The organism is Arthrobacter echini (genome assembly GCF_004803505.1).
GTDB lineage: Bacteria > Actinomycetota > Actinomycetes > Actinomycetales > Micrococcaceae > Arthrobacter_D > Arthrobacter_D echini.
In genome coordinates, this window is record NZ_SSWH01000001.1 from 421,843 (window position 1) to 448,768 (window position 26,926).

Annotated in this window: 25 protein-coding genes and 2 tRNA genes; 15 read left to right on the forward strand and 12 right to left on the reverse strand. The window is 64.4% G+C overall.

Annotated elements, in window-relative coordinates; all coding sequences use genetic code 11:
* Positions 1–111: 111 nt before the first annotated feature.
* From rsmG to rpmH, 6 genes are all read right to left on the reverse strand, one after another.
* Positions 112–783 (reverse strand): 16S rRNA (guanine(527)-N(7))-methyltransferase RsmG, encoded by a 672-nt coding sequence (rsmG, locus tag E8P82_RS02050; RefSeq protein WP_136452803.1) that lies wholly within the window; start codon positions 781–783, stop codon positions 112–114.
* Positions 776–1,336, reverse strand: a complete 561-nt coding sequence (locus E8P82_RS02055; RefSeq protein ID WP_136452804.1) for a Jag family protein — start codon at positions 1,334–1,336, stop codon at positions 776–778. The genes rsmG and E8P82_RS02055 overlap by 8 nt, the downstream gene beginning before the upstream one ends.
* Entirely contained in the window at positions 1,333–2,295 is a 963-nt protein-coding gene (gene yidC, locus E8P82_RS02060) for a membrane protein insertase YidC (RefSeq protein WP_136452805.1), read from the reverse strand. The genes E8P82_RS02055 and yidC overlap by 4 nt, the downstream gene beginning before the upstream one ends.
* Positions 2,296–2,309: 14 nt before the next feature.
* On the reverse strand, positions 2,310–2,663 hold the full coding sequence (yidD, locus tag E8P82_RS02065; protein WP_425455974.1) for a membrane protein insertion efficiency factor YidD: 354 nt from the start codon (positions 2,661–2,663) through the stop codon (positions 2,310–2,312).
* Positions 2,657–3,037 carry a ribonuclease P protein component gene (gene rnpA / locus E8P82_RS02070; protein WP_136452806.1) on the reverse strand — a complete coding sequence of 127 codons (381 nt, stop codon included), beginning with the start codon at positions 3,035–3,037 and terminating at the stop codon, positions 2,657–2,659. The genes yidD and rnpA overlap by 7 nt, the downstream gene beginning before the upstream one ends.
* An 81-nt stretch (positions 3,038–3,118) precedes the next feature.
* A complete protein-coding gene (gene rpmH / locus E8P82_RS02075) occupies positions 3,119–3,256 on the reverse strand; it encodes a 50S ribosomal protein L34 (RefSeq protein WP_022892375.1) in 138 nt (45 codons plus the stop codon).
* A 456-nt stretch (positions 3,257–3,712) separates the two neighbouring features.
* On the opposite strand from rpmH, the gene dnaA reads away from it, so the two are divergent.
* From dnaA to E8P82_RS02130, 12 genes are all read left to right on the forward strand, one after another.
* Positions 3,713–5,122 (forward strand): chromosomal replication initiator protein DnaA, encoded by a 1,410-nt coding sequence (gene dnaA, locus E8P82_RS02080; protein ID WP_246020882.1) that lies wholly within the window; start codon positions 3,713–3,715, stop codon positions 5,120–5,122.
* A gap of 477 nt (positions 5,123–5,599) precedes the next feature.
* Positions 5,600–6,724, forward strand: coding sequence for a DNA polymerase III subunit beta (dnaN, locus tag E8P82_RS02085; protein WP_136452808.1), 1,125 nt, complete (start codon positions 5,600–5,602; stop codon positions 6,722–6,724).
* A 61-nt stretch (positions 6,725–6,785) separates the two neighbouring features.
* Positions 6,786–7,682 (forward strand): phosphogluconate dehydrogenase (NAD(+)-dependent, decarboxylating), encoded by an 897-nt coding sequence (gnd, locus tag E8P82_RS02090; protein ID WP_136452809.1) that lies wholly within the window; start codon positions 6,786–6,788, stop codon positions 7,680–7,682.
* 10 nt (positions 7,683–7,692) lie between these two features.
* Entirely contained in the window at positions 7,693–8,937 is a 1,245-nt protein-coding gene (gene recF / locus E8P82_RS02095; RefSeq protein ID WP_136452810.1) for a DNA replication/repair protein RecF, read from the forward strand.
* 196 nt (positions 8,938–9,133) lie between these two features.
* Complete coding sequence (locus E8P82_RS15440) at positions 9,134–9,463, forward strand: DciA family protein (protein WP_342773207.1); 330 nt, start codon at positions 9,134–9,136, stop codon at positions 9,461–9,463.
* Positions 9,464–9,709: 246 nt separating this feature from the next.
* The gene (gyrB, locus tag E8P82_RS02105; RefSeq protein ID WP_425455975.1) at positions 9,710–11,737 is read left to right on the forward strand and encodes a DNA topoisomerase (ATP-hydrolyzing) subunit B; all 2,028 of its coding nucleotides are present in this window, start codon (positions 9,710–9,712) and stop codon (positions 11,735–11,737) included.
* A 97-nt stretch (positions 11,738–11,834) separates the two neighbouring features.
* The gene (gene gyrA, locus E8P82_RS02110; protein ID WP_136452812.1) at positions 11,835–14,507 is read left to right on the forward strand and encodes a DNA gyrase subunit A; all 2,673 of its coding nucleotides are present in this window, start codon (positions 11,835–11,837) and stop codon (positions 14,505–14,507) included.
* Positions 14,508–14,545: 38 nt separating this feature from the next.
* The gene (locus tag E8P82_RS02115; RefSeq protein WP_246020883.1) at positions 14,546–15,022 is read left to right on the forward strand and encodes a DUF3566 domain-containing protein; all 477 of its coding nucleotides are present in this window, start codon (positions 14,546–14,548) and stop codon (positions 15,020–15,022) included.
* Positions 15,023–15,094: 72 nt separating this feature from the next.
* Positions 15,095–15,168: transfer RNA gene (locus E8P82_RS02120), tRNA-Ile, on the forward strand.
* A gap of 38 nt (positions 15,169–15,206) precedes the next feature.
* The gene (locus E8P82_RS15130; RefSeq protein WP_211096774.1) at positions 15,207–15,323 is read left to right on the forward strand and encodes a DLW-39 family protein; all 117 of its coding nucleotides are present in this window, start codon (positions 15,207–15,209) and stop codon (positions 15,321–15,323) included.
* Positions 15,324–15,355: 32 nt separating this feature from the next.
* Positions 15,356–15,428, forward strand: a tRNA-Ala gene (locus tag E8P82_RS02125).
* 87 nt (positions 15,429–15,515) lie between these two features.
* Positions 15,516–16,436 (forward strand): DMT family transporter, encoded by a 921-nt coding sequence (locus tag E8P82_RS02130; RefSeq protein ID WP_136452814.1) that lies wholly within the window; start codon positions 15,516–15,518, stop codon positions 16,434–16,436.
* Positions 16,437–16,530: 94 nt separating this feature from the next.
* On the opposite strand, the gene E8P82_RS02135 is transcribed toward E8P82_RS02130, so the two are convergent.
* The gene (locus E8P82_RS02135; protein ID WP_136452815.1) at positions 16,531–17,460 is read right to left on the reverse strand and encodes a hypothetical protein; all 930 of its coding nucleotides are present in this window, start codon (positions 17,458–17,460) and stop codon (positions 16,531–16,533) included.
* Positions 17,461–17,624: 164 nt separating this feature from the next.
* Between E8P82_RS02135 and E8P82_RS02140 the strand changes: the two genes are divergently transcribed.
* Both E8P82_RS02140 and E8P82_RS02145 read left to right on the forward strand, forming a co-directional pair.
* Positions 17,625–18,167: a peptidylprolyl isomerase gene (locus E8P82_RS02140; protein WP_136452816.1), complete on the forward strand. Its 543-nt coding sequence runs from the start codon at positions 17,625–17,627 to the stop codon at positions 18,165–18,167.
* Between the two features lie 238 nt (positions 18,168–18,405).
* Positions 18,406–19,056, forward strand: coding sequence for a rhomboid family intramembrane serine protease (locus tag E8P82_RS02145; RefSeq protein WP_342773210.1), 651 nt, complete (start codon positions 18,406–18,408; stop codon positions 19,054–19,056).
* A gap of 246 nt (positions 19,057–19,302) precedes the next feature.
* On the opposite strand, the gene E8P82_RS02150 is transcribed toward E8P82_RS02145, so the two are convergent.
* Complete coding sequence (locus E8P82_RS02150) at positions 19,303–19,551, reverse strand: cell division protein CrgA (RefSeq protein WP_136452818.1); 249 nt, start codon at positions 19,549–19,551, stop codon at positions 19,303–19,305.
* 352 nt (positions 19,552–19,903) lie between these two features.
* Here E8P82_RS02150 and E8P82_RS02155 point away from each other — a divergent pair, with 352 nt between their 5' ends.
* Complete coding sequence (locus E8P82_RS02155) at positions 19,904–20,548, forward strand: anthranilate synthase component II (RefSeq protein ID WP_136452819.1); 645 nt, start codon at positions 19,904–19,906, stop codon at positions 20,546–20,548.
* 85 nt (positions 20,549–20,633) lie between these two features.
* Here E8P82_RS02155 and E8P82_RS02160 read toward each other — a convergent pair whose 3' ends face one another.
* The 4 genes from E8P82_RS02160 to E8P82_RS02175 are packed head-to-tail and all read right to left on the reverse strand — an operon-like array spanning position 20,634 to position 26,926.
* On the reverse strand, positions 20,634–22,472 hold the full coding sequence (locus E8P82_RS02160) for a protein kinase domain-containing protein (RefSeq protein ID WP_136452820.1): 1,839 nt from the start codon (positions 22,470–22,472) through the stop codon (positions 20,634–20,636).
* Complete coding sequence (locus E8P82_RS02165) at positions 22,469–23,911, reverse strand: peptidoglycan D,D-transpeptidase FtsI family protein (RefSeq protein ID WP_136452821.1); 1,443 nt, start codon at positions 23,909–23,911, stop codon at positions 22,469–22,471. The genes E8P82_RS02160 and E8P82_RS02165 overlap by 4 nt, the downstream gene beginning before the upstream one ends.
* Positions 23,908–25,338: an FtsW/RodA/SpoVE family cell cycle protein gene (locus E8P82_RS02170; RefSeq protein ID WP_136452822.1), complete on the reverse strand. Its 1,431-nt coding sequence runs from the start codon at positions 25,336–25,338 to the stop codon at positions 23,908–23,910. The genes E8P82_RS02165 and E8P82_RS02170 overlap by 4 nt, the downstream gene beginning before the upstream one ends.
* On the reverse strand, positions 25,331–26,926 hold the full coding sequence (locus E8P82_RS02175) for a PP2C family protein-serine/threonine phosphatase (protein WP_246020884.1): 1,596 nt from the start codon (positions 26,924–26,926) through the stop codon (positions 25,331–25,333). Before E8P82_RS02175 ends, E8P82_RS02170 begins: the two co-directional genes overlap by 8 nt.

Sequence of the window (26,926 nt, forward strand, 5' to 3'; positions counted from 1 at the left end):
ATCAATCGTCACTCACAAACTCACTCTCACGGGCCAGGCTTCGTTATCTACAAGGGTAGCCGGAAGAGCACATGTGGCCTTGCAGGACATCGGACCATACGCGGCTCATTCCTATCTGGACAGGACCGGGATGCGCACGACAGTGGTGGGTGTGGCGAGTACCTCGTTCCCCGCAGACACGAGTCGGGCCTCGCCGCCACCGAGTCTTGCGACTACTTCTCGTGCCTTGTCGATCTCCTCCTGCGCAGAACGTCCCTTGATGGCCAGCACCTCTCCGCCGGCCCTGGTCAGGGGAATCATCCACGACACGAGCGTGGGAAGTGCGGATACCGCCCGGGCAGTGGAGTAGTCGCCGGCAATCTTGCCCGCCATCTGCTCCGCCCGGGCGCGATGCACTTCGACATTGTCCAGTCCGAGGTCGTCGATCACTTCCGCCAACCATCTGGTACGCCGCTCGAGGGGCTCCACCAGGTGAAGTCGGAGATCGGCGCGAGCAATGGCGATCGCCAGCCCCGGCAGTCCCGCTCCACTTCCCACGTCGACGACGGCGGATCCCTCCGTCATCAGCTCCGAGACCACGGCGCAATTGAGCACATGCCGATCCCACAGCCGCGGGACTTCTCGCGGTCCGAGTAGTCCCCGTTCGATACCCGACGTCGCCAGATGCTCCACGAATCGGAGCGCGAGCTCCATCCGCTCACCGAACATTGCAGCGGCGGCGCGCTGCTCCACCGTCGTCAGCGCCGGAACGCCTCCGCACGGATGGACCGAGCCGTCAGTCATCACTCGGGGAGATCACGATGTGCCGACCCCGGCCCTCGCCCTCGGACTCACTCGAGAATCCCAGTTCGGCGACGACGTCGTGCACGATCTTCCGCTCGTAGGCCGACATAGGGGGTAGCGCCACGTTTTTTCCGGAGTTCCTGACCTTGTCCACGGCGCCCTGAGCCATGTCGGTCAACTCACGCTCGCGCCGGCTGCGATAGCCGTCCACATCCAGCACGAGGCGACTACGTGAATCAGTCGCAGTGAGCACACTCAGCCGGGTGAGCTCCTGCAGTGCCTCGAGCACCTCCCCGTCCCTGCCGACGAGTGAGCTCAATCCGGTATCGGAGGAGTCCTCGGAGACGATGGAGAGGTACGACCGACCGTTCCGGACCTCGATGTCGATATCACCGTCGATGTCCGCGATATCGAGCAGTTCCTCGAGGTAATCGGCCGCCACGTCCCCCTCCTCGTCCAGCCTCGAGACCTTCGCCTCGCCCTCGGTCGCGGTCTCGTCGGCGTCCCCCGGCTCTTCGGGCGCCGACATCTGCTCTTCATGTGCCGCGGTCATCGCTTCTTCCTCTTCTTACGCTGGGGCTGAACACGCTGGGCCCGCACCGGCGGAGCGGATTCGACGGCGGGTTCGGCCTTCCGCTCGCCCAGCAGGGGAGCCGGCGGCAGTCCCTTCTTCGCGCGACGCTCTGCAAGAGCCTTGGCGGCGGGTGATCCGGGGGTAGGCATCTTGCGGATCACGTAGAACTGCTGAACCATCGTCCAGAGATTCGTCGTGGTCCAGTAGACCAGGACACCGATCGGGAAATTGATACCGCCGATGCCGAAGACCAGGGGAAGAATGTAGAGCATGATCTTCTGCTGACGCATGAAGGGGCTCTGCAGTGCCTCCTCCGACATGTTCCTCGCCATGATCTGCTTCTGCGTGATGAACTGCGACGCCGTCATCGCCAGGATCATGACCAGCGACAGGATGATCACGCTGAGGTTGCCGCCGGCGCCGAAGCTGCCCAGGAAGGTGGACGACAGCGGAGCTCCGAAGATCGTCGCGTTGTCGAACTGACGGACGGACTCGACCGACAGGGCACCGATGGTCGCACCTTCGGCGCTTGCCCGAGAGATCCCGTTGAGAACGTTGAAGAGGGCGAAGAAGAACGGCATCTGGATGATGATGGGAAGGCAGGCGGCGAACGGGTTCGTCCCATGCTTCTTGTACAGCGCCATCTGTTCCTGCGTCATGGCCTGACGGGACAACTGGTCGGTCTTGCCCTTGTACTTCTGCTGCAGTTTTCGCAGATCGGGCTGCAGTGCCTGCATTCCTCGCTGAGCCTTGATCTGTTTCACGAAGACCGGGATCAGCGCGGCGCGGATGATGACCACCAGGCCGACGATCGACAGGACCCATGTCCAGCCGGACGCCGGGTTCATACCGATGAACGTGAATCCCTCGTGGAACATGAACATGATCCACGACACCAGCCACCTGAAGGGTGCCAGAATCGTTCCGAAAAAACCCATAGTCAGTTAGCTCCTCAGGCCGCGGGGCGGCTTTCATCATCGGCCGGGATCACCGGGTGATTCAAAACGACGATCCAGGGCGTCTTACCCGGTGGAAAACTTCTGGACCCGGCCGGCACAGGATCCACGCCGCCATCGTTCCAGGGATTGCACCGTACGAGTCTCCGGGAGCCGAGCGCGATCCCACGTACCGCTCCGTGGACCGTCACTGCCTCGAGTGCGTAGGCGGAGCAGCTGGGATAGAACCGGCACACCGGTCCGTACAACGGAGAGACGACCTTTCGGTATGCGATCAGCATTCCGATCACCATCAGTCGAGGAAGCCCCCAGAAGAAGCCCAGCGATCTGACGCTGATGTCTCTCACGATACTCCGCCTTTCCTTCGCGCTACGTCCGAGCGCTCGAGCTTGCGCACCACGGAGGTCAGGGCACTGGTGAAGTCCCCCCGCAGGGACGACCAGTCACTCGTCTGCGCCGCGGGCAGGGCACGGGCAACGAAGTCGTACCCGTAGGGATGCGCGGTCAGGCATTCCGCCGACACTTCACGGAGTCTTCGTCTAACGAGGTTCCGGGTCACCGCGTTCCCCACGCCCTTCCCGACGATGAACCCCACCCTCGAAGGAGAAGCGCATGCGGTTCGGACGCCGTACAGCAGTACGTTCCGGCGCCCTGACCGGGCACCGGAACGTACTGTATGGGTGAAATCTGCCGCTGTGCGCACCCGGTGGATCACCGGGAGCATGGCTGCATCCGTCGCGCTGCCGGGTTCAGGGATCCTGCGACGACACGATCATCCATCGGATGCATGACCGACAGGGGCGCCTTACGCCGAGAGTTCGGTGCGACCCTTGCCGCGACGAGCTGAGAGGATCGCACGTCCTGCTCGGGTCCGCATGCGAAGACGGAAACCGTGCTTCTTGGCACGGCGGCGGTTATTCGGCTGAAAAGTCCGCTTGCTCACTGTAGTTACTCCAGAACGATCTTGGGATGCGTCCGGCCCGCTACAACAGGAACAGGGGAACAGACCGACGCGTGAAGGTGGTCGTCCGGCATCCGATGTGTTCGTCCCTTCCCCGATCCGTTACCCGGGGCATCATCGGGACGGCACGCAGAATGCAGACATGATGGAGTGCACAACGTTAGGGGATACGCGCAGGAAGCGTCAAACCGCTCTCTTCCAGGCTGTGGGCGACCGCACCCACAGCCTGTGGACAACTAGCCGTGACCGACTCTGTCCGGGACTGAGGAGAAGTTGCTGCTCTCCGGGAGCTACCGTCCCCCCGACCCGGAACTGCGCTATCTTCTGCACTTTGCATCCTCTAGTCTTGGCCATGGTCCGATCATCCACGACCTGTGCACAACTCTGTGGATGACGGACCTTTTCAAGTGTGAGCAACACAGTCAAGAGGGGTCTTTCGTGGGTACAGACGAGATAAACGACGTCGGGAGCTCCTGGCGCAAGGTCATCCGAACCCTCGAACAGGATGATCGCGTGACCCCGCGACAGCGGGGATTCATGGTTCTCACCCAGGCGCAGGGGCTCATCGGTACGACGATGCTGATCGCAGTGCCGAACGAACTGACGCGCGAAGTCCTGCAGACCCAGCTCAAGGGCTCACTCGACGAAGCACTCAAGGACGTCTTTCAGGAAGACATCCAGTGTGCTTTCGTGATCGACCCCGAATTGACGCCTCTCGATGAGCCGGCGGAACCCGCTGTCGAAGACGTCGTCCCGGAGCCCCGTACCGACACGAAGCCGTCGCCCACACCACCGAGCAACTCGCACGAGTTCGGCCGGCTGAATCCCAAGTACATCTTCGACACCTTCGTGATCGGCTCGTCGAACCGCTTCGCACATGCTGCGGCCGTGGCAGTCGCCGAAGCACCCGCGAAGGCCTACAACCCGCTGTTCATCTACGGTGACTCGGGTCTGGGGAAGACCCACCTCCTGCATGCGATCGGCCACTATGCGCGACACCTGTATACGGGGATCCGCGTGAGATACGTCAATTCCGAAGAGTTCACCAACGACTTCATCAACTCGATCCGCGACGACGAGGGTTCGAGCTTCAAGCAGACCTATCGCAACGTGGACATCCTCCTGATCGACGACATCCAGTTCCTCTCCGGTAAGGACCGCACCATGGAGGAGTTCTTCCACACCTTCAACGCCCTGCACAACCACAGCAAGCAGGTCGTCATCACCTCGGATCTGCCGCCCAAGCAGCTCATCGGCTTCGAGGAGCGCATGCGGTCGCGCTTCGAGTGGGGGCTGCTCACGGACATCCAGCCACCCGAGCTGGAAACCCGCATCGCGATCCTGCGGAAGAAAGCCATCAGCGACAGCCTCAGCGCGCCCGACGACGTACTCGAGTACATCGCCTCGAAGATCGCCACGAACATCCGCGAACTCGAGGGGGCTCTGATCCGGGTCACTGCCTTCGCCAGCCTGAATCGCCAGCAGGTCGATGTGAACCTGGCGGAGATCGTGCTCAAGGATCTGATCTCGGACGACGGGGCGCGGGAGATCACCTCGACGGTGATCATGGCCCAGACTGCGGACTACTTCCAGATCAGCCTCGAGGAACTGTGCAGCAAGTCCAGGACGAGGACGCTCGTGACCGCCCGGCAGATCGCGATGTATCTGTGCCGCGAGCTGACGGACATGTCGCTGCCGAAGATCGGCCTCGAGCTGGGCGGTCGTGACCACACCACCGTGATCCATGCGGACCGCAAGATCCGCGAACTCATGGCGGAACGACGTGCCATCTTCAATCAGGTGACCGAGCTCACCAACAGGATCAAACACAAGCAACGCGAGGCATGACGCATCGGCAGTCCATCGCCCCGTGATCGACACCTGTGGACCGTTCTGTGGATAACTACCCTCCACCCCCCGCACAAACTGAGGAAAACCGGCCTCAGGCCTGTGGATGACCAGTAGACCCCGAGATCTCTCCACAGAGGTCCGTAGGCGCCGGGTGCTCGGATGCACACCTTATCCACAGGCAGGAACAGCGTGACTCCGGCGGTCAGCCCGGTTATCCACAGAATCCACAGCAGTTATTAACACCACCAACCTTTAAACTTCACGAATTTCCAGATAACACTTCTGCTCCACCCGCCCCGACCTCGCACGACCGAGAACATCGACACCGCCGGCCTACCGGATCCGCTGTGCGACCGCCCTCCCACGCAGTAGGGTTGTACTTCGTTGTGTCCGAACTCGCACGCGGATGCAGCCCACTCCTGCTGTCGGCCCCTCACCGACGGTTCTCCATCAGTCGAAAGGCGGCGCAGCTCCGTGAAATTCAGGGTTGAGCGGGATGTACTCGCAGAGGCTGTGTCCTGGACCGCTCGTTCGCTGTCACCGAGACCACCCGTGCCTGTCCTCGCCGGACTGCTCATCAGGGCCGAAAGCGGAACCCTGAGCCTGGCCAGCTTCGACTACGAGATATCCGCCCGCCTCGAGATCGCTGCGGACGTGCTGGAAGAAGGAACCGTTCTCGTCTCGGGTCGGCTCCTCGCCGACATCTGCCGGAGCCTGCCCTCGGCCCCGGTCGAGGTCACCACGGATGGCTCCAAAGTGACGCTGACCTGCCGGAACAGCCGCTTCAACCTGGCAACCATGCCCGAGGCGGAGTACCCGGAACTGCCGCGCCTGCCCGATGTCAGCGGCGTCGTCGACGGCGAAGCATTCGCACAGGCCGTGTCGCAGGTGATCATCGCCGCGAGCCGCGATGACACCCTGCCGATCCTCACCGGGGTCCGTCTCGAGATCGAGGACGATCTCATCACGCTTCTCGCGACGGACCGGTACCGTCTGGCGCTTCGGGAAGTCTCCTGGAAACCCAGTACCCCCGGAATCTCGACAACGGCGCTCGTGAAAGCCAAGACGCTCAACGAGGTCGCGAAAACGCTCGGCGGCGCGGGCGAGCTCAACATCGCCTTCTCACCCGATTCCGAACTCATCGGATTCGAGTCCGGCGGCCGACGCACGACGTCACTCCTGGTCGACGGCGACTATCCGAAGATCCGGTCGCTGTTCCCCGAGACCACCCCGATCCACGCCATGGTGCAGACGCCCCTGCTGGCCGAAGCGGTACGGCGTGTGTCCCTCGTCGCGGAACGCAACACCCCTGTGAGGCTGGCCTTCACCGAGGGCCAGGTGACACTCGATGCCGGAACGGGCGAGGACGCACAGGCTTCCGAGGTGATCGAGGCGATGCTCGACGGCGACGACATCACCGTCGCGTTCAATCCCCAGTACCTGGGTGAGGGTCTGGGCGCATTCAACAGCCCCTACGTGCGATTCTCCTTCACCTCACCGCCCAAGCCGGCGGTCATCTCGGCCCAGGACGAGGCAACCGGCGATGATCGCGGGGACTACAGATACCTGTTGATGCCGGTGCGGCTTCCCAATCAATAGCGGGTTCGTCGACCTTCACCTGCATCAACCGACCATTCGTTGGACCCACAAGGAGAAATACATGCACATCGGCCTCATCGGACTCGGGAAAATGGGCTTCAACATGAGGGGGCGGCTTCGTGAAAGAGGCATCGACGTCACCGGATTCGACCGCAATCCTGAAGTGACCGATGTTCCCGACCTCGAACAGCTCGTCTCGGCGCTGTCCGCTCCCCGCATCATCTGGGTCATGGTCCCTGCAGGACAGATCACCGACGGCGTCGTCCAGGAACTCTCGGAGCTCCTGGACGAGGGAGATCTGGTCATCGACGGCGGCAATTCGAAGTTCACCGACGACCAGATCCACGCAACACTGCTGGCCCAGAAGAAGATTCGATTCATCGATTGCGGTGTTTCCGGTGGTGTCTGGGGTCTGTCGAACGGATACGGTCTGATGGCCGGCGGCAGCAAGGAGGACATCGCCCTGACGATGCCGATCTTCGACGCTCTGCGCCCCGAGGGGGATCGGGCCGACAGCTTCGTCCACGTGGGCGACGTAGGAGCCGGCCACTACGCGAAGATGGTCCACAACGGGATCGAGTACGGACTGATGCAGTCCTACGCCGAAGGGTACGAACTGCTCGAGGCGAAGGAGATCGTCAAGGACGTCGAAGGAACCTTCGCGGCATGGCAGAAGGGCACGGTCGTGCGGTCGTGGTTGCTGGATCTCCTCGTCAAGGCACTCCACGAGGATCCGGATCTGTCGCAGATTGCCGGGTACGTCGAGGATTCGGGCGAAGGTCGTTGGACGGTCGAGGAAGCGATCGCCAATTCCATCCCTGCTCCCGCCATCACCGCCGCGTTGTTCGCCCGCTTCTCGTCGCGGGAGTCGGACGCTCCGGCAATGAAGATGGTGGCGGCACTCCGCCAGCAGTTCGGCGGCCATGCTGTGAAGCCCTCCGGTCAGCTCCCTGAGTAAGCGGTGACCGGTGTACGTCGAGCACCTCTCGCTCACCGGGTTCCGGAGCTATCCTCAACTCGATCTCGCGATCGAGCCCGGCGTCACGGTCTTCGTCGGTCCGAACGGCGTCGGGAAGACCAACATCGTCGAGGCCATCGGTTATCTGGCGACACTCTCCTCGCATCGCGTCAGCACCGACAGGCCACTGATCGGTTTCGCTGAGGAACGGGCGATCGTCCGCGGGCGGCTGGTCCGTGGTTCCCGGCGGACCAGTCTGGAGGTCGAGATCAACGCGGAATCGGCCAACAGGGCACGTATCAACAGGGCCAACCCGGTCAGGGCGCGAGATGCGGCGGGCATTCTCAGAACGGTCCTCTTCGCACCGGAGGATCTATCGCTCGTCAAGGGTGATCCTTCGCTCCGGCGTCGCTACCTCGACGAGGTCATGGCGTCGTTGGTACCTCACCAGAGCGCCCTCCGTGCGGACTACGAACGCGTTCTGAAGCAACGCAACGCCCTGCTCAAATCTGCCCGCTCCGCCGGAAGGTTCTCCACGGCCCACGAATCGACGCTCGATGTCTGGGACCAGCATCTCGTGGGGGCCGGAGTGCGTCTGGTGTCCGCACGCCTCAGGTTGGTCGAGCAACTGCGGCCCCTCGTCGTCAGCGCCTACCACCACCTCACGGATGGGTCCAAACCGGTGGATCTCGCCTACTCCTCCAGCATCTCGTCCTCCAGCGCTCTGTCGTACGACGACGCGGTTGCCGGCACGACGCATGTCGAGAACGGATTGGCCGGTCTCCAGGAGTCCGACCTCGCTGCGATGTTCAGTGCTGCTCTCCTGCTCCATCGTAGGAAAGAGCTCGAGCGCGGTGTCTCACTCGTGGGACCGCATCGCGACGAACTCACCCTGATGCTGGGAAGTGTGCCGGTGAAGGGGTACGCCTCCCACGGGGAGACCTGGTCCATGGCTCTGGCACTCCGACTGGCGTCCTACCACCTGCTGCTCGAGGAGGACCAGACTCCGGGATCGGAGCCGGTGCTCATCCTCGACGACGTCTTCGCCGAGCTCGACGTGGAGCGGAGAACGCGTCTGGCTTCCGTCGTGGCAAGGGCGGAACAGGTACTGGTCACGGCCGCAGTGACGGAGGACATACCGGCATCCCTGGTCGGTCGCCAGATCCGGGTAGTTGCCGGAGGTGTCGAGCAAAGCCGTGCGACCGATCCCGATCCTGACCCGGTCCGGTACCCACCCGGAGATACAGGTGCCTGAGCAGGCTCCGAACGAGGACCATCCCGATCAGGCGGATCGGGATGCCCCGCGCACTCTGTTGAACAGACTTCGGGACGCTTCACAGGCCCGTGGAACACTTAGGGAATCTCCTTCCAGGAGCAGAAAAGAAGGATTTCGCCGAGGCAATATGCCGGACTCGGCATATACAGGGCGTGATCCCGAAGGTGTTGGTGACGTGTTCTCCCGCATGCTCGCCGAACGAGGGTGGAGGTCGCCGGTGGCGATCGGTGCGGTTCTGGGGAGGTGGCACGAGATCGTCGGTGCAGAGATCGGGGCGCACTGCGTACCGGAGAGTTTCGATGCGGACACCGTTCTGGTGCGCTGCGACTCGACGGCCTGGGCCACCCAGTTGCGCCTCATCACACCCCAGGTCCTCCAGCGCTTCGAGGCGGAGCTCGGCGTCGGGGTGGTGAAGAAGCTCTCGGTGATCGGGCCTGCTGCGCCGAGTTGGCGAAAGGGCGGCCGATCCGTGCGTGGACGTGGTCCACGCGACACCTATGGCTGACGGGAGCCGGCGGAACGAGCCGCAGTCCACTGGCGGCCTTCAGCGTAGCTGGATGTGCTCCGGTGGTATCGGGCCTCATGAGTGGTCCTGGTATCGGCTCTGAACCGGCTTCTTCGGCCGCTCAGTGGTTGTTCGTGCGAGATTGTAGCCTTGCACAGGGTAGAATAGGGCTAGATTATTCTGCCTTTTCCAGTTGAGGAGCCGACTGCGCCTGTGCCACACGAGAACGAGTTGAATGCAAGCGATGTGCTGATCGGCCAGGACGAGTCGCCGATCCTGGAGGCGACGACCGAGCGCGCATACGGCGCCAGCGAGATCACGGTGCTCGAGGGTCTCGAGGCCGTACGCAAGCGACCCAGCATGTACATCGGATCCACAGGCCCGCGCGGGCTGCACCATCTCGTCTATGAGGTGGTGGACAACTCGGTCGACGAAGCCCTCGCCGGTTACTGCGACCACATAAGCATCACGCTGCAGGCCGACGGTGGTGTCCGCGTGGTCGACAACGGCCGCGGCATCCCCGTCGACATGCATCCCACCGAGGGCCGGCCCACGGTTGAGGTGGTCATGACCATCCTGCATGCCGGCGGGAAGTTCGGTGGTGGTGGATACGCCGTATCGGGAGGGCTGCACGGGGTGGGCATCTCCGTGGTCAATGCCCTGTCGAAACGGGTCGAGACGGAGGTCAGAAGGCAGGGCCACGTCTGGCGCCAGTCGTTCGCCGATGGTGGGAAGCCTGTAGGAGAGCTCCGGAAGGGTGAGGAAACCACCGATACCGGGACGACACAGACGTTCTACCCGGATGATTCGATCTTCGAGAGCACCGAGTTCGACTTCGAGACGCTCCGGGCGCGCTTCCAGCAGACGGCCTTCCTGAACAAGGGCCTGCGCATCACCTTCGTCGATGAGCACGTCGACGAGGTGGAGGACGAAGTGGCCGTCGAGACGGACGAGGATGCCGCGCCGAAGCACCGCGAGGTGGAGTACCTGTACGAGAACGGTCTGGTGGACTATGTGCACCATCTGAACTCGTCGAAGCGTGTGGAGGTGGTGCATCCCGACGTCATCGTGTTCGAGACCGAGACCCCCGACCGAACCATGTCCGTGGAGATCGCCCTGCAGTGGACCACGGCCTACTCGGAGAGCGTCCACACCTATGCGAACATGATCAACACGCACGAGGGCGGAACGCACGAGGAAGGTTTCCGCGCGGCCATGACGACCCTGATCAACCGGTACGCGCGTGAGAAGAACATCATCAAGGAGAAGGACGAGAATCTCACGGGCGACGACATCCGCGAGGGCCTGACCGCCGTCATCTCCGTGAAGCACTCGGAGCCGCAGTTCGAGGGTCAGACGAAGACCAAGCTCGGCAATTCCGAGGTGAAGGGTTTCGTGCAGCGCGTGGTGACCGACCGACTCGGGGACTGGCTCGAGCGCAATCCGGGCCCGGCGCGGGACATCATCCGCAAATCGATCCAGGCGTCCCAGGCTCGCCTCGCCGCTCGCAAGGCGCGGGAGTCCACGCGTCGGAAGGGTCTGCTCGAGTCCGGCGGGATGCCGGGGAAGCTGAAGGACTGCCAGTCGAAGGATCCCGCGCGGTCGGAGATCTACATCGTCGAGGGAGACTCAGCGGGAGGGTCGGCCGTCCGCGGGCGGAATCCGGAGACGCAGGCCATCCTGCCGCTGCGCGGGAAGATTCTCAATGTCGAGCGGGCCCGCCTGGACCGTGCACTGGGCAATGCCGAGGTCCAGGCGATGATCACGGCCTTCGGTGCCGGTATCGGCGAGGACTTCGACGTCGACAAGGCCCGGTACCACAAGATCGTCCTGATGGCCGATGCCGATGTCGACGGACAGCACATCACCACGCTGCTGCTCACGCTCCTGTTCCGTTACATGCGGCCGCTGATCGAGAACGGTTTCGTCTATCTGGCGCAACCACCGCTGTACCGGATCAAGTGGTCCAACGCGAAGCACGACTACGTGTTCAGTGATCGTGAGCGTGACGAGGTCATCACGATGGGTCTGGCGAGGAATCAGCGACTCCCCAAGGAGAACGGGATCCAGCGGTACAAGGGCCTGGGTGAGATGGACTACACGGAGCTGTGGGAGACCACGATGGATCCGGATCACCGCACGCTGCTCCAGGTGACGATGGACGACGCCGCAGCAGCGGACCAGGTGTTCTCCGTGCTCATGGGCGAGGACGTCGAGTCGCGCCGGAACTTCATCCAGCAGAACGCCAAGGACGTGCGTTTCCTGGACATCTAGGGCTGTTCATCGCGGCCTCCTCCGGAGGCACGCTGCAGCCAGCGCCCGGCTACGAAAACATCTCCGGGCATTCGATCCTGACGAACGGAACTGATCCATGAGCGACGAGACCATCGGCAACGGGCCGGACGAACCGATCGACGGCGAGGTCCTGACGGACCGCGTGGAGCAGGTGGACCTGCAGACGGAGATGCAGCGGTCCTACCTGGACTACGCCATGGCGGTCATCGTGGGACGCGCGCTGCCCGACGTACGCGACGGTCTCAAGCCCGTACACCGTCGTGTCCTCTACGCGATGTTCGACGGCGGCTACCGCCCCGACCGGTCCTTCAACAAGTGTGCCCGCGTGGTGGGCGAGGTCATGGGGCAGTACCACCCGCATGGGGATTCCGCGATCTACGATGCACTGGTCCGGCTCATCCAGGACTGGACGATGCGCTATCCGCTCGCACTCGGGCAGGGCAACTTCGGTTCACCGGGCAACGACGGCGCCGCGGCCCCGCGCTACACGGAGACGAAGATGGCTCCCCTGGCGATGGAGATGGTGCGGGACATCGACGAGGAGACCGTCGACTTCCAGGACAACTACGACGGCAAGAACCAGGAACCGACGATCCTGCCCTCGCGCTTCCCGAATCTGCTCGCCAACGGGTCCTCGGGCATCGCCGTCGGAATGGCCACCAACATCCCGCCGCACAATCTGCGGGAGGTCGCCGACGGCGTCCAGTGGTACCTGGAGAACCCGGGTGCCTCCAAGGAGGAGCTGCTCGAAGCACTGATCCTCCGGATCAAGGGTCCCGATTTCCCCACCGGTGCCCAGATCCTGGGTCACCGTGGCATCGAGGACGCCTACCGGACCGGTCGCGGTTCCATCACGATGCGGGCGGTGGTCAACGTGGAGGAGATCCAGAACCGTACCTGCCTCGTCGTCACGGAACTTCCCTACCAGGCGAATCCGGACAATCTCGCGGTCAAGATCGCCGAGCTGGTCAAGGACGGAAAGATCAGCGGTATCGCGGATCTCCGGGACGAGACCTCGGGCAGGACGGGTCAGCGCCTGGTGATCGTGCTCAAGCGGGATGCGATCGCCAAGGTGGTCCTCAACAATCTCTACAAGCACACACAGCTGCAGGACAACTTCAGCGCCAACATGCTGGCCATCGTCGACGACGTGCCCCGCACGCTGAGCCTCGACGCGTTCATCAGGCACTGGGTGACCCATCAGCTCGAGGTCATCGTGCGCCGTACGCGCTACAGACTGCGCAAGGCCGAGGAGGAGGCCCATATCCTCCGAGGTCTCCTCAAGGCGCTGGATGCCCTCGACGAGGTCATCGCCCTGATCCGCGCGTCCTCGACCACCGAGGAGGCCCGCGACGGACTGATCACGCTGCTCTCCATCGACGAGCTGCAGGCGACCGCCATCCTCAACATGCAGCTGCGCCGGCTGGCGGCACTCGAGCGGCAGAAGATCCAGGACCGCCACGCCGAACTGGAGTCCACGATCGTCGAGTTCCACCGCATCCTCGCGTCGGAGGACGTCCAGCGCGGCATCGTGAGTACGGAACTCGCAGAGATCGTCGCGAAGTTCGGCGACGACAGGCGCACCACGATCCTCCAGGGGTACGACGGCGACATGAGCATGGAGGACCTGATCCCGGAGGAGGAGATGGTCGTCACGATCACCCGCGGCGGCTATGTGAAGCGCACGCGGAGCGACAACTACCGTCAGCAGGCGCGCGGCGGTAAGGGGATCAAGGGAGCACAGCTTCGCGGGGACGACGTCGTCGAGCACTTCTTCGTGACCACCACGCACCACTGGCTGCTGTTCTTCACGAACCTCGGCAGGGTGTACCGGGCCAAGGCGTACGAACTGGTCGAGGCGGCACGCGATGCGAAGGGCCAGCACGTGGCCAATCTGCTGGCCTTCCAGCCGGACGAGACGATCGCCCAGGTTCTCGATCTGCGCGACTACCAGCAGTCGCCGTATCTGGTTCTGGCGACCAGGCGGGGACTGGTCAAGAAGACACGCCTGGAGGACTACGACACCAACCGGACCGCCGGCGTGATCGCCATCAATCTCCGCGACGACGACGAACTCGTCTCGGCCCAGCTGGTCTCGAGCGCCGACGACATCCTGCTGGTCTCGCGGAAGGGCCAGTCCATCCGCTTCACCGCCGACGACGACGCGCTGCGCCCCATGGGGCGGGCGACCTCGGGCGTGACCGGAATGAAGTTCCGCAGCGATGACGAGTTGCTGGCGGCGAAGGTGGTCACCGACAACTCGTTCGTCTTCATCGTCACCGAGGGTGGCTTCGCGAAGCGCACCAGGGTGGACGACTATCGGGTGCAGGGCCGCGGGGGTCTGGGTATCAAGGTGGCCAAGCTGGCCGAGGAGCGGGGTGATCTGGTAGGCGCCCTCGTGGTCCAGGAGGAGGACGAGGTACTCGTGGTCATGGGTGGAGGCAAGGTTGTCCGCTCCGCCGTGGCCGGTGTCCCCGCCAAGGGGCGAGACACCATGGGGGTCATCTTCGCGAAGCCGGACAAGTCCGATCGGATCATCGCGGTGGCCCGCAACAGTGAACGCAGCGTCGCGGTGGAGGAAGGGTTGGTCGACGATCCCTCCGAGGCCAGCCCGGATGTCGAGGTCATGGCCGCGGTCGTCGACGACGAGGTCGATCCGGCGGAGTTCTCCGGTGATGAAGTACCGTTGTCGACAGAAGACGTGACTGAGTCAGATGCTGGGTCGCCGGAACACGGAGGTAGCGAGTGAGCTCGGGCAGTACCAATCCGCGGCCGTCAGGCGGCCAAGTGAAGACACCCGGAGCCACGCCACGCGTGAATCCGCCCAGGCCGGCCCAGCGGCCGGCCACGGCGGGCGCCCAGGCGCGTCCCGGCCCGGTCAAGCCGGCCCCGAAGGCGAAGGCACGCAAGGCACGCCTGCTCGTGAGCAAGGTGGACCCCTGGTCGGTCCTGAAGATGTCGTTCCTGCTCTCGGTAGCGCTGGGAATCGTCACCGTGGTCGCCTCCTTCGTGATCTGGACGGTCCTGGATCTCACGGGTATCTTCGACGGCGTCAACGAGCTCCTGAGCGAGATCGCGGGCTCGGAGAGTGGCGGCTTCGACCTGCGCCAGTTCGCATCCCTGGCACAGGTTCTCTCCTTCGCCACCATCATCGCTGTTGTGAACGTGGTGCTGCTGACGGCCCTCGCCGTGCTCTCGGCAGTGCTCTACAACATCGCCTCGAGTCTGGTGGGGGGCATCGGCGTCACTCTCACCGACGACTAGTGCCGGTTCGGCCTGATTTGAGAAATCGAGAATCACTACGGTAAAGTCATTTCTTGGCCCGTAGCGGTATCGGGGCGTATAGCTCAGGCGGTTAGAGCGCTTCGCTGATAACGAAGAGGTCCCAGGTTCAAGTCCTGGTACGCCCACGGATCCGGCAGTCACGGGTACCTGTTAGGAGACAGTGGTGAAGAAGTTGCTCATGGCAGCAGCGGCCGCCGCAGGTGTTCTCGTGTACACGCGGTGGCAGGGTGCGGTGAAGGAAAAGAAGGTATGGAGCGACGCGACGGACACCGTGGCGTAGCAGGGGAACTGCAGGAACGAGTTCTTCACTTCGGGGGCATGGCGCAATTGGTAGCGCACCTGCTTTGCAAGCAGGGGGTTCGGGGTTCGAGTCCCCGTGCCTCCACCGAACGTAGGTCCCGGCCCGAGGCCGGGACCTACGACAGTTAAGGAGCAGCTGCAGGGTGCGGATCACGAGCACGGGGTTCGCCCGGTGACCATCTTCCTGTCGATCCTCGGCGTCATCGGTGTCTCGGCATCCGGCCCGATCATGGCCGCCACTGCCGCGCCCGTACTCGCCATCGCCTTCTGGCGGAATCTGCTCGGTGCGGGGCTCATGGCCGTGCCGACCGTCGTGTCGAAGCGCGCCGAGATCATGGCTCTCACCACAGCTGACTACCGGCGGCTCAGCGTTGCCGCGGTGGCTCTCGCACTCCACTTCGTGTGTTTCATCACGGCGCTGAAGCTCACGTCCGTCGCTGCAGCTACGGCACTGGTCTGCCTGCAGGTGGCGTGGATCGCCCTCTTCGATTCCCTGTTGGGTCGCCGGCCGCAGATAGCGGTGGTGGCAGGGCTCGCCGTGGCGCTGATCGGCGTCACGATCATCACGGGATTCGATCTGTCGCTCTCACGCGAAGCGCTTCTCGGCGACGTCCTGGCGCTGGCGGGCGGTGCGATGGCGGCGATCTACCAGATGGCAGGTGCAGCTGCACGGAAGACTATGTCCACGGGCACCTACACCACGCTCTGCTACGGGGCGTGCGCTGCCATACTCGCGGTCCTGTGCGTCACGACGCGTCAGCCGCTCATCGGTTTCACGCCGGCCGCCTGGGCAGGCATCCTCGCGGTCACGCTCCTGGCACAACTCATGGGGCACTCCGTGTTCAACCATCTACTCGCGGTCATGAGCCCGCTGGTCGTCTCCATGATCATCCTGCTGGAGATCCCGGGTGCTGCGCTTCTTGCGGCGATCTTCCTGGGTGAAACACTGCCCCTCGGAACCTACGGGGGCCTGGTGCTCATCCTCGTCGGTCTCGCCGTGGTGATCCGCGGCCAGCAACGCTCCAGGGGCAGACGACCTCCGTCCACCGGCAAAGCTCCGGCTCCGCCCCCGCCGGCACTCGGAGGAGAGTAGCCGACTCCGGCCGACACGCCCGGATCGTCTGACGCGAAAGAACCCCCGGGACAGGTCCCGGGGGTTCTTTCGCGTCAAGCTACCTGCGGTAGGTTCAGGCGCGATTCTCGTCCGTCTTCGAACCGGTGTCCTTGGCGGTGTTCGTGGTGGTCCCCGGTACATCGTTCGGTGTTGCGCTCTTGGGTGTTGCGCTCTTGCTCGCATCATCCGTCGACTGCGCAGGCGCATTGCCCTTCGCCTCGCCGGTCTTCGCGTCGCTGGTCTTCTCGGCGGCGCGGTCGGCGGCTTCCTTGATGTCGGCAACCACCTGCTTCGCTTCCTCCGACTTCGCGCTGGACACCGGAGCGGGTGTCGCCTTGATCGGAGCGGGCGTCTTCCAGGGATCCTCGACCGGCTTGGAAGCCCTCCAGGCGGCGACTGCTGCCACGATCGCGGCTGCGATTACACCGAAGATCAGCCATCCCTTCCCGGACCTGCGGTTCTGGTTCTTCTTGAGCTGCTTCGACGTCTGCTTCGCAGCGGCGGCGAGTCGCTTCTGTGTCTTCTTGACCGCCTTCTTGTCGCCCGTCAGCTTCGACACAGTCTTCTCGAGTGCCGGGGGTACATCGGCACCTGCCAGTGACCGGGACGCCGTATCGGCCGCTTCGCCCAGTTTCGTGGACAGGGCGGGAAGATAGCCGTCCACAACCTTGGCCTTGGCGGAATTGAGCGCGGGAGTCGCCTTGTCCAGGGTGCCCTGGATCTTCGGAGTGGTGTCGTCGATGACCTGTGAGATGCGCGGTCCCACCTTGTCGAGGCCGTCCTGGATCCTGGGAGTGACGGTGGAGATCCCGTCCGAGATCCCGTCCGCTGCCTTGCGATACGTCTGCTGGAGAGCCGGTCCTGCGGTCTCGATCCCCTTCTCCAGACGGGGCCGGGCCCACTCGTATGCTGCATCGACGCGAGGTGTGGCCCAGTCGCGGATGACATTCACTCCGGCAACGACGTCCTCGAATTCATGGGTGATGCGGTCGTTCTTCTTCACAAAAACCTCCAGGGGGGTGCCTACTCGTTGTCCTCAGCCTACGTTGCATAGTCAGGGCGTGCTATCCGGAATCGCTGCTCATGTCCACCGAAACCTGCTTTTCACTGTGCGCGGAATGCAGGCGCCCCAGCTTTTTCTCAGACGCAGCGTGAAAGGATGGACCAATGAGTGCTATTCCAACAGCTAAAGCGACCATCCACACGAACCAGGGCGACATCCTGGTGAATCTCTTCGGTAACCACGCTCCCAGGACGGTCGAGAACTTCACCGGCCTCGCCACGGGCGAGACGACCTGGACCCATCCGAAGACCGGCGAGCAGAGCAGTGCGCCGCTCTACGACGGAACCATCTTCCACCGCATCATCAAGGACTTCATGATCCAGGGTGGCGATCCCCTCGGACAGGGTACCGGCGGTCCTGGCTACCAGTTCGATGACGAGATCAATCCGGACCTGACCTTCAACGAGCCGTACAAGCTCGCCATGGCGAATGCCGGACTCCAGGGAGGGCGCGGCACCAATGGGTCGCAGTTCTTCATCACCTCGGTGCCCACCACCTGGTTGCAGGGCAAGCACACCATTTTCGGGGACGTCACCGACGAGGAATCCCGCGCCGTGGTCGACAAGCTGAACTCGATCCCCACTGACATGCGGGACAAGCCGCTCGACGACGTCGTGATCGAGAGCATCACGGTAGAGCAGCTCTGACCGGATGTCCTACGGTGTTCCCGCGCCGGATACGGGTAGCCAGCAGATACCGGTCTGCCCACGACATCCGGACCGCGTCAGCTATGTGAGGTGTCAGCGGTGCGGCCGCCCGGCGTGTGCGCAATGCCAGCGGCCGGCCGCGGTGGGATTCCAGTGTGTCGACTGCGTGCGGGAGCAGGCCGCCACCGCGCCTGTGCGGAAGAATGCTTTCGGCGGGGTCGCCCGCGGATCTGTGCCGGTGGCAACCTACACGATCATCGGCTTGTGCGTGGTGGTCTTCCTGCTGCAGCTCGTGGTGCCGGGCCTGACCAGGTCCCTCCTGTATGCCCCGGTGTTCACGGCCGGGCTCGAGGGCGCTGTTCCCGCTCAGCCCTGGCGCATGCTGACGGCCGCTTTCCTGCACTCCCAGGGCTCCTTCCTGCACATCGCCTTCAACATGTATGCGCTGTACATCCTGGGGAAGGTTCTCGAACCTGCCATGGGCATCGCCCGTTTCACCGGGTTGTACCTGATCGCGGCCCTGGGCGGGTCGGTCGGAGTACTGCTGCTGAGCCCGAATCCGCTCCAGGGCGTAGTAGGGGCCTCAGGAGCGGTGTTCGGTCTGTTCGGAGCCCTGTTCATCGTCCAGCGGAAGCGAGGGGGCGATGTGCGGCAGATCGTCGTCCTCATCGCCATCAACGCCGTGCTCGGGTTCGTGGTACCGGGCATAGCGTGGGAGGCGCACCTCGGGGGTATGCTGACCGGAGCGGCCTGCGCGGCGATCATCGCATATGCCCCGCGTGGTCGACGGCAGGCGGTCGTCCAGTGGTCAGGCCTTTCAGGCGTCGTGGCAGTACTCGGCCTCCTGACCTTCGCGGGAGTCGTTCTCCTTCCTGCCCAGGTGTACTGAGCCTGAAGCTGAACCATCGTCGGTGAGGGGCCGGTTCATACAGAACCGGCCCCTCACGACATCATCCACAGCAGTTATCCACAGCGGGGATAACTTACACACATGTAATTCCACAGCTGTGGATAAGCTGTGCCGCAGAACCGCAGCTTCCGCTCCGATTCTCGACCGTTTTCTGCACAGCTGTGGATAAGACCATGCACACGGTGTGTACAGCTGGCTTCGAACGGGAGGTCGTCCTCGCGCAGCTCACCGCCACCGGGTGGTCATGAGGAACCCGACGATCGCCACACCGAACCCGACCATGATGTTCCATGATCCCCATGCCTCCACCGGGAAGCGTTGCTCGGAAATATAGAAAGTGATGATCCAGAGCAGACCGACGATCATCAGACCGAACATCACCGGCTTGTACCAGACCGGGTTCGGCTTGGGCTCCGAGGACCGCACGGCGGTCGCTCCGGACCTGGTTCTCTTGCGGCGTTTCGACTCTGGCACGGATACTCCTCAACGAGGCTCAGTCGTGGATCAACTGCGCCGGTGGTCTCATGGATCTTCTTGGCCCGGCGACAGGTCTCCGGGACCCGGAGGTCCGTCGAGGAAGACCCGGCCTCCCGGTTCTCCTGAAGATTCTAGCCAACACCTGCGGTGCACGGCGCCTGATGCCCGGCCATGCCCGGACGCACCGCTGCCCGCCCCACGATCCGGTCGTCACGGACCGTATGTGACGATGAACGGTTCCATGCGAAGGACGGGGGATAATCGGACGGACTGTTCGTTCGGACAACCCCGGTGGTCCGTCCTCCTGGTTCGTCCCGCCCACTGTTTCAACGATTGGTTCCCCTGGCTCATGGCTGACACAATCCGAATTCTCATCGTCGACAACTACGACAGCTTCGTCTACACACTGGTCGGCTACCTGCAGGAGCTCGGCGCCGAGACGACCGTCGTCCGCAACGACGACGTGAGCCTCGCTGAAGCGCAGGGCATGGCCGCTTCCCGTGACGGCGTCCTGATCTCTCCCGGCCCGGGTACCCCGGCGGAAGCCGGCGTCTGCGTCGATCTCATCAAGTGGTGCGGGGACCATGACAAACCCATGCTCGGGGTGTGCCTCGGTCACCAGGCACTCGCCGAAGCCTTCGGCGGAACCGTCACGCACGCACCGGAGCTGATGCACGGCAAGACATCTCTCGTCGAGCACGATGCCACAGGTGTGTTCGCCGGTCTTGCCTCGCCGATGACGGCCACCCGCTATCACTCGCTGGCTGCAGTCAGCGACGATGTGCCGACCGAGTTGGTCGTCACGGCGCGCACGGCGAGCGGCATCATCATGGGGCTGGAACACTCGACGGCTCCGCTCAGCGGCGTCCAGTTCCACCCCGAGTCGGTGCTCACCGAGGGTGGCTACCAGCTGCTGGGGAACTGGTTGGAGTCCCTGGGGCTCGAGGGTGCAGCGGAGACGGCGGCAGGGCTCAGCCCGCTCATCGCGCGCTGAGCCCTGCCGGTTCCCGGTCCGTATCGGCTCCGCGTATCGGCGCGGGCCGACGTCCCGGCCCGGGGGCTCGAGGCCGGGCAGGCTCCTACTCGGAGGTCGGCTCTGCGCTCGGCGTGGGTTCGGCGGGCTCTTCGGGTTCGACGGGTTCCTCGGGACCCGGGGGGCCGGACGAGACGAAGTAGCTGACAGTGGATCCTGTATCCAGCGCGGAACCGGCTGCGGGTTCCACCCGAACCACCGTGCCTTCGGGCTGACCGGACTCCTCGGTCCCGGCATTGACGGCGACAAGGCCGAGGTCCACGAGGAGCTGCTCCACGTCGGCAACGGTCCGTCCCTGCAGGCCGGCCGGAACGGTCACGCTCTCGGGCGCCTCGGGGGTGGTGGGTCCGGACGACACCGTGAGCGTGATGGTGTCCCCCCGACTGAGAGTGCCAGCAGGGTCGATACCCGTGACAAGGCCTTCGGCGACGTCGTCGGACGGCGCTGATGCCCTCGTCACCTCGAATCCGAGCCTGCCGAGTTCGGCAGTCACATCAGCCACGGGGCGGCCAAGGTAGGCGTTCGGATTGACGACGATCCGCTCGGCCTCCGTCGGGCCCGTGCTCGGGTCCTCCGCCGGGTCCTCCGCCTGGTCCGCACTCGGGTCCTCCTCCGGGTCCGCACTCGGCTCTTCTGTCGGGTCTTCGCTCGGTTCCTCCGTCGTCGGGTCGCCCGAAGGTGTCCTCGGTGCGGAGGTGCTCGATTCCGTCGGCACATCCGAAGTGTCCTCGCCGGCGAACAGCGGCTCGAACATCAGGAACGCGATGGCGCCGAGAGCGAGCAGGAGCAGCACGATCAGCGGTATGAGCCAGGGGCTGCGGGTGTTCGCCTCGTCACGGGCGTAGGACCGCGCCGGTTCCGGGGTGACGGCGTCCTCCTGCGACCAGTCACGGGAGGCAGCAATTCCTGCGGTGGCAGGGGCAGCCACGGTCGGCAGGGCCGACGTCGTCGGCGCGGGAAGGGCCGTCGTCGCCTGTGTGTTCTGCCGTTGCACGGCTACCGTCGGGATGTCCGCGCCGCCGCCGAAGGCACGCATGCCGGGGACGGCCGCCTCTGCCGCGTGGATGTCACCGGCACGGATGGCATCCACAGCCCGTGCCAGTGCCTCCGCGTCGGCCGGGCGATCGGCCGGATTCTTCGCCAGCATGGAACCGATGAGGGCCTGCACCGGTCGCGGGATCGACTCCGGCAGTGGTGGTGGCGCGTCGTTGACCTGGGCGAGTGCGATGGCGATCTGCGATTCGCCGGAGAAGGGACGCCGCCCGGCCAGCAGCTCGTAGCCGATCACGCCGAGCGCATAGATGTCCGAGGACCCCGTTGCGGGCTGGCCGGTCGCCTGCTCCGGGGCGAGGTACTGGGCTGTGCCCATCACCTGTCCGGTAGCTGTCAGCGGTACCTGGTCGGCCAGACGGGCTATCCCGAAATCGGTGATCTTCACCCGGTTGTCCGGCATCACGAGGATGTTGCCGGGCTTCACGTCACGGTGGACCAGGCCCTGCCGGTGCGCGACGGCGAGAGCCGTCGCCGTCTGGCCGATGATGGACAGGGTCCGATCGGGCGAGAGCACCTGCTCCTTCTCGATGACGGCCGACAGCGGCTGCCCTGGAACCAGCTCCATCACCAGGTAGGCGGAGCCGCCTTCCTCGCCGTAGTCGAAGACGTTCGCGATTCCCTCATGGTTGAGCAGCGCGGTGTGGCGGGCCTCCGCCCGGAAGCGGTTCAGGAATGCGGGGTCGCCCGAGTACTCCTCCTTGAGGATCTTGATCGCGACGACGCGCCCGAGGATGCGGTCACGCGCTTTCCAGACTTCGCCCATACCGCCTATGGCGATGCGCTCGGTCAGTTCGAATCTGCCGCCCAGGGTGATTCCTGACGTGGGCCTCATCTGTTCAACACCGCCTCCATGAGTCGTCGGGCACTGGGTGAGGTCAATTGCTGACCAGTGGGGATGTCCACGTTCTCCATCACGATCGATACGGCCACCTGCGGGTCGTCCGCCGGTGCGAAGCCCGTGAACCAGGCATTGTCACCGCTGTCGGTGACCTCCGCGGTTCCCGTCTTGCCTGCGACCCGGACACCTGCGATCTGCGCTCCGGTGGCCGTGCCGTTGTCCACGACATTGACCATCCACTCCGTGAGCTGGTCCGCCGTGTCCCTGCTCACCGATTGCCGCAGCACTTCCGGCTGCGGGGACTCGATCAACTCGAGGTCCGCCGCCCTGATCGACGAGACGAGCTGCGGTTTCATCTGCTGCCCGTCATTGGCGATGGCAGCCGCCACCATGGCCATCTGCAGCGGAGTCACACGCGTGTCGAACTGGCCCACGGCTGACTGGGCCAGTTCGGGGTCCGTGAGCTCCGTCGGGAACGTACTCGGAAGGACCCGGGTGGGAATGAACAACTCCTCACCGAATCCGAACTGTTCGGCCTGTTCCCGGATGGCTTCCTCACCGAGATCCAGGGCGATCTGCGCGAACGCGGTGTTGCACGACTGCTCCAGCGCGAACTCGAGATCCGCCGTCGGCCTGCTGGCGCAGCCGCCGGAGACGAAGTTCGGAAGGGTGTAGTCGATGCCGGGGAACTCCAGGGCAGGAGGATTGGGGATCTCGGACCCGGCGTCGTAGTCGCCGGACTCCAGCGCCGCCGCGGCGTCGATGAGCTTGAAGACGGAGCCGGGTGCCACGAGTGATTCCGTAGCCGGGTTCAGGTACACCGACAGGCCGGGCTGCTCCGAGAGCACGGCGAGATTGTCCATGACGATCGAGGTGTCGTGACCCGAGAGCAGATTCGGATCGTACGAGGGTTTCGAGACCATCGCGAGGACGTTCCCCGTGGAGGGCTCCATGACCACGATGGACCCGCGCTGGCCGTCCGGGATGAGATCCCAGGCGAGCCGCTGGAGCTCGGGATCGATCGTGAGTTCCACGGAGGCGCCCCCGGCTTCGGCGCCGGAGAACAGGCTCACCATGCGGTCGTAGAACATGGAGCTGCTGGTGCCGGCGAGGATCTCCGATTCCGCGTCCTCGAGCTGGGTGGAGCCGAGCGAGAGCGAGTAGAAACCGGTCAGATGTGCGTACAGGGGGCCTTCGTCGTAGACGCGCTGATAGTTGAACTGGTCGTTCGACGGGACGGATTGGGCGACAGCGCGCCCGTCCACGAGAATCGCGCCGCGCTGGCGGCCGTAGTCCTGGTAGAGCTGCCGGTTGTTCCACGGATTGGCAGTGAGCTCGGCGGCCTCGAAGAACTGCACGTACGTCAGGGACCCGAGAACGAGGGTGAACATGCCGATCATGACGATCCACGCTCCCCGGATGGCCTGGTTCATCCCCTCGCCCCCTTCGCGGACCGTGTCCTGCCGAGCTTCCCGGTGACGCCGACGGGCTCGGGGAAGGAATTCTTCATCGGCGCGCTCACGGTAGGTCGCCGTGCGGTTTCGGAGATGAGCAGGAGCAGGGCCACGATCAGCCAGTTCGCGAGCAGCGAGGAGCCGCCGGCCGACATGAAGGGAGTGGTGAGTCCGGTCAGTGGGATCAGGCGCGTGATGCCGCCGATGACCACGAAGCACTGGAGCGCGATCGTGAAGGAGAGCCCGCACGCGAGCAGCTTCCCGAACCCGTCCTTGGTGCCCAGCGCTGCCCTGATGCCCCGGGAGACGAGGATGACGTAGAGCATGACGATAGCGACGATGCCGATCAGCCCGAGCTCCTCGCCCAGGGCCGCGATGATCATGTCGCTGTTGGCGTAGGTGACGAGATCGGGTCGGCCGCCGCCGAGACCGGTGCCGAGGAGACCGCCGTCGGCCAGGCCGAAGAGGCCCTGGACGACCTGCCCGCTGCCCCCGGGTGTCCTGTTGTAGACCTCCGGGTCGAAGGCATTGATCCACGAGTCGAAGCGGAGGGCCACATGACTGAAGAGTTCGAGTGCGACGAACACACCCACCGCGATCATCGCCAGTCCGATCAGAACCCAGCTGACACGGCTCGTCGCCACGTAGATCATCACCATGAAGAGACCGAAGAAGAGGATCGACGAGCCCAGATCGCGCTGGAAGATCAGCACGCCGATGCTGACCACCCAGGCGGCAGCCATCGGCGCCAGATCCCTGAAGCGGGGGAGCTGGAGCGGCCCGATCTTCTTGCCTGCGAGCAGGATCAGATCACGATTGGTGGACAGATAACCGGCAAAGAATATTGCAAGGGTGATCTTGGCGATCTCGCCCGGCTGGAAGGTGCCGAAGCCGACCGAGATCCAGATCCTCGCGCCGTTGATCTCCAGGCCGATCGGCGGCGGCATGAGGGGCAGCAGGAGCAGGATCGCGCTGACGACGAGCGAGGTGTAGGTGAATCGGGGAAGGAGCCTGTGATCGCGCAGCAGGATCAGGAGAGCAGCCGCCGCACCGACGGCCACGATGGTCCACAGCACCTGCTGGGGAGCCACCGGGGTGAAATCAGGATTCACCGCTACCGCCGACAGATCCAGCCGGTGGATCATGGCCAGCCCGATCCCGTTCAGGGCGACCACGATGGGAAGGATCACCGGATCGGCATACTTTGCCCGGAAACGCAGGATGACGTGGACGAACAGACCCATGAGTCCGAGGGTGAGGGCCACGGACAGCAGGTAGTCGTCCACGGGTTCACCGCGACCGAGATTCGCCAGGTAGTTCGCGCCGACGCCGACGACGAGTGCGAGCAGGAGCAGGAAGAATTCCACGGTACGCCGCGAGCGTGGAACCGTCAGCACGTCACTCATCGCTGACACCTCCGCAGTCCGTGACGGGGAACGAGGCTGTTGCACCCGGTGGGACGCGCGCTCCCGCCCCCGGTGTTGCCGGCGGGTTCGACGAGGTGCTCGTCGAAGGGCTGGAGGATGGCGTTGCACCCGGGCTCGGCGTCCTGCTGTCCTCCGGAGCCGGCGATGCGGTGCCGGTGCTACCCGGCTCGCAGGAGACTGCACGAAGTTCACCGCGGAGATCACTGACGATCCGCTCGGCCTCCCGCAGACTGGCGGCCGGCAGTGCATTGAGCACCTGGGAGCGCTGGTACTCGGGCAGATTGGAGACGGGGATGTCCGTGGTCCGATACAGGTCTCCGAGACTGAGCGGTCCCACCGACTGCGGTACTCCCGTGAAGATCGCGACACGATTGTCGGCGTCGGCCACGTAGTAGCGCGTCTGGGTCCAGGTGTACCCGAACCCGAGAACTGCGACCAGGATCAGCGTCAGCAGGGAGAGGAATGTCGGCACGAGCCAGCGCCGTATGCGCGCAGGGGCCTCGTCCTCGACCTCGTCACCGGTGTGCTGATCGGGTTCCTGGTCCGGATGGCGCATCAGCATCTTCGCCGCCCGGCGTTCGGTGGTCCGCTGGGTCACGATGGGGATCTGGCCCGTCTCCGTGGCGAGGGCAGCCGAACCCACCAGCACGTGCGGTCTGGTCAGCAGATCCTGCCGGATGACATCCGCGCGGATGGCCGTCCCCGGGAGGTCCCCCTTGTGGTCGATGTCCGCGGACACGGGGCGTGCGGTGCCCCCCGTGTGCGTGTCGGGTTCGTCCCGTTCCCCTGCTGCCTGCCGGGCGGGTGGCAGGGCTCCGAGCGCTGCGGCGTCGTCATCGCCGTCGTACTCGATCACCTCGACGACGACGACGGTGATGTTGTCGGGTGAGCCACCTTCCAGCGTCAGGTCGACGAGGGTGTTGACCACCTCCCTGATGTCCGGGGCCTCGCGCAGCACCTGTTCCACCACTCGATCGCCGAGCACCGCGTTCAGACCGTCGGAGCACAGCAGCCAACGCTCGCCCGGGGAGGCATCGAAGTGGTCGAGATCGAGCTCGGGGCTCGCGTCGACGTCGCCCAGAACACGCATCAGTACGTTCTTGTGCGGGTGGATCTCGGCGTCCTCCGGGGCGAGACGGCCCTCGTCGATGAGTCGCTGCACGAAGGTGTGATCCGTCGTGATCTGTTCGAAGACACCGTCCTTGAGACGGTACGCGCGTGAGTCACCGATGTGGGCGAGTTGCAGGGTGGAGTCCTCGAGCAGCAGGGCGGTGGCCGTGGTCCCCATACCTGCGAGCTGTGGATTCGTCCCCACGAGTTCGGAGAGCAGCGAGTTGGCGGTCTGGATCTCGTCCGCCAGATGCGTGCCGGCGTGTCCACCATGTCCCTCGTGATCGAGGTGTATCAGGTCGAGGACGGTCGACGCGGAGGCGACGTTGCCCCCGGCATGGCCACCCATTCCATCGGCGACGACGGCCAGGTAACGACCCGCATAGGCCGAGTCGTCATTCTTCGCACGCACCATGCCCACGTCGGAACGTGCCGCGAATGCCAGGGCAAGCCCCAT

What these genes read in the sequence shown, in the direction of transcription:
- rsmG (WP_136452803.1), bottom strand. Translation starts at nt 783, where the DNA reads ATGACTGACGGCTCGGTCCATCCGTGCGGAGGCGTTCCGGCGCTGACG.
- E8P82_RS02055 (WP_136452804.1), bottom strand. Translation starts at nt 1,336, where the DNA reads ATGACCGCGGCACATGAAGAGCAGATGTCGGCGCCCGAAGAGCCGGGG.
- yidC (WP_136452805.1), bottom strand. Translation starts at nt 2,295, where the DNA reads ATGGGTTTTTTCGGAACGATTCTGGCACCCTTCAGGTGGCTGGTGTCG.
- rnpA (WP_136452806.1), bottom strand. Translation starts at nt 3,037, where the DNA reads ATGCTCCCGGTGATCCACCGGGTGCGCACAGCGGCAGATTTCACCCAT.
- gnd (WP_136452809.1), top strand. Translation starts at nt 6,786, where the DNA reads ATGCACATCGGCCTCATCGGACTCGGGAAAATGGGCTTCAACATGAGG.
- gyrA (WP_136452812.1), top strand. Translation starts at nt 11,835, where the DNA reads ATGAGCGACGAGACCATCGGCAACGGGCCGGACGAACCGATCGACGGC.
- E8P82_RS02140 (WP_136452816.1), top strand. Translation starts at nt 17,625, where the DNA reads ATGAGTGCTATTCCAACAGCTAAAGCGACCATCCACACGAACCAGGGC.
- E8P82_RS02155 (WP_136452819.1), top strand. Translation starts at nt 19,904, where the DNA reads ATGGCTGACACAATCCGAATTCTCATCGTCGACAACTACGACAGCTTC.
- E8P82_RS02160 (WP_136452820.1), bottom strand. Translation starts at nt 22,472, where the DNA reads ATGAGGCCCACGTCAGGAATCACCCTGGGCGGCAGATTCGAACTGACC.
- E8P82_RS02165 (WP_136452821.1), bottom strand. Translation starts at nt 23,911, where the DNA reads ATGAACCAGGCCATCCGGGGAGCGTGGATCGTCATGATCGGCATGTTC.
- E8P82_RS02170 (WP_136452822.1), bottom strand. Translation starts at nt 25,338, where the DNA reads ATGAGTGACGTGCTGACGGTTCCACGCTCGCGGCGTACCGTGGAATTC.
- E8P82_RS02175 (WP_246020884.1), bottom strand. Translation starts at nt 26,926, where the DNA reads ATGGGGCTTGCCCTGGCATTCGCGGCACGTTCCGACGTGGGCATGGTG.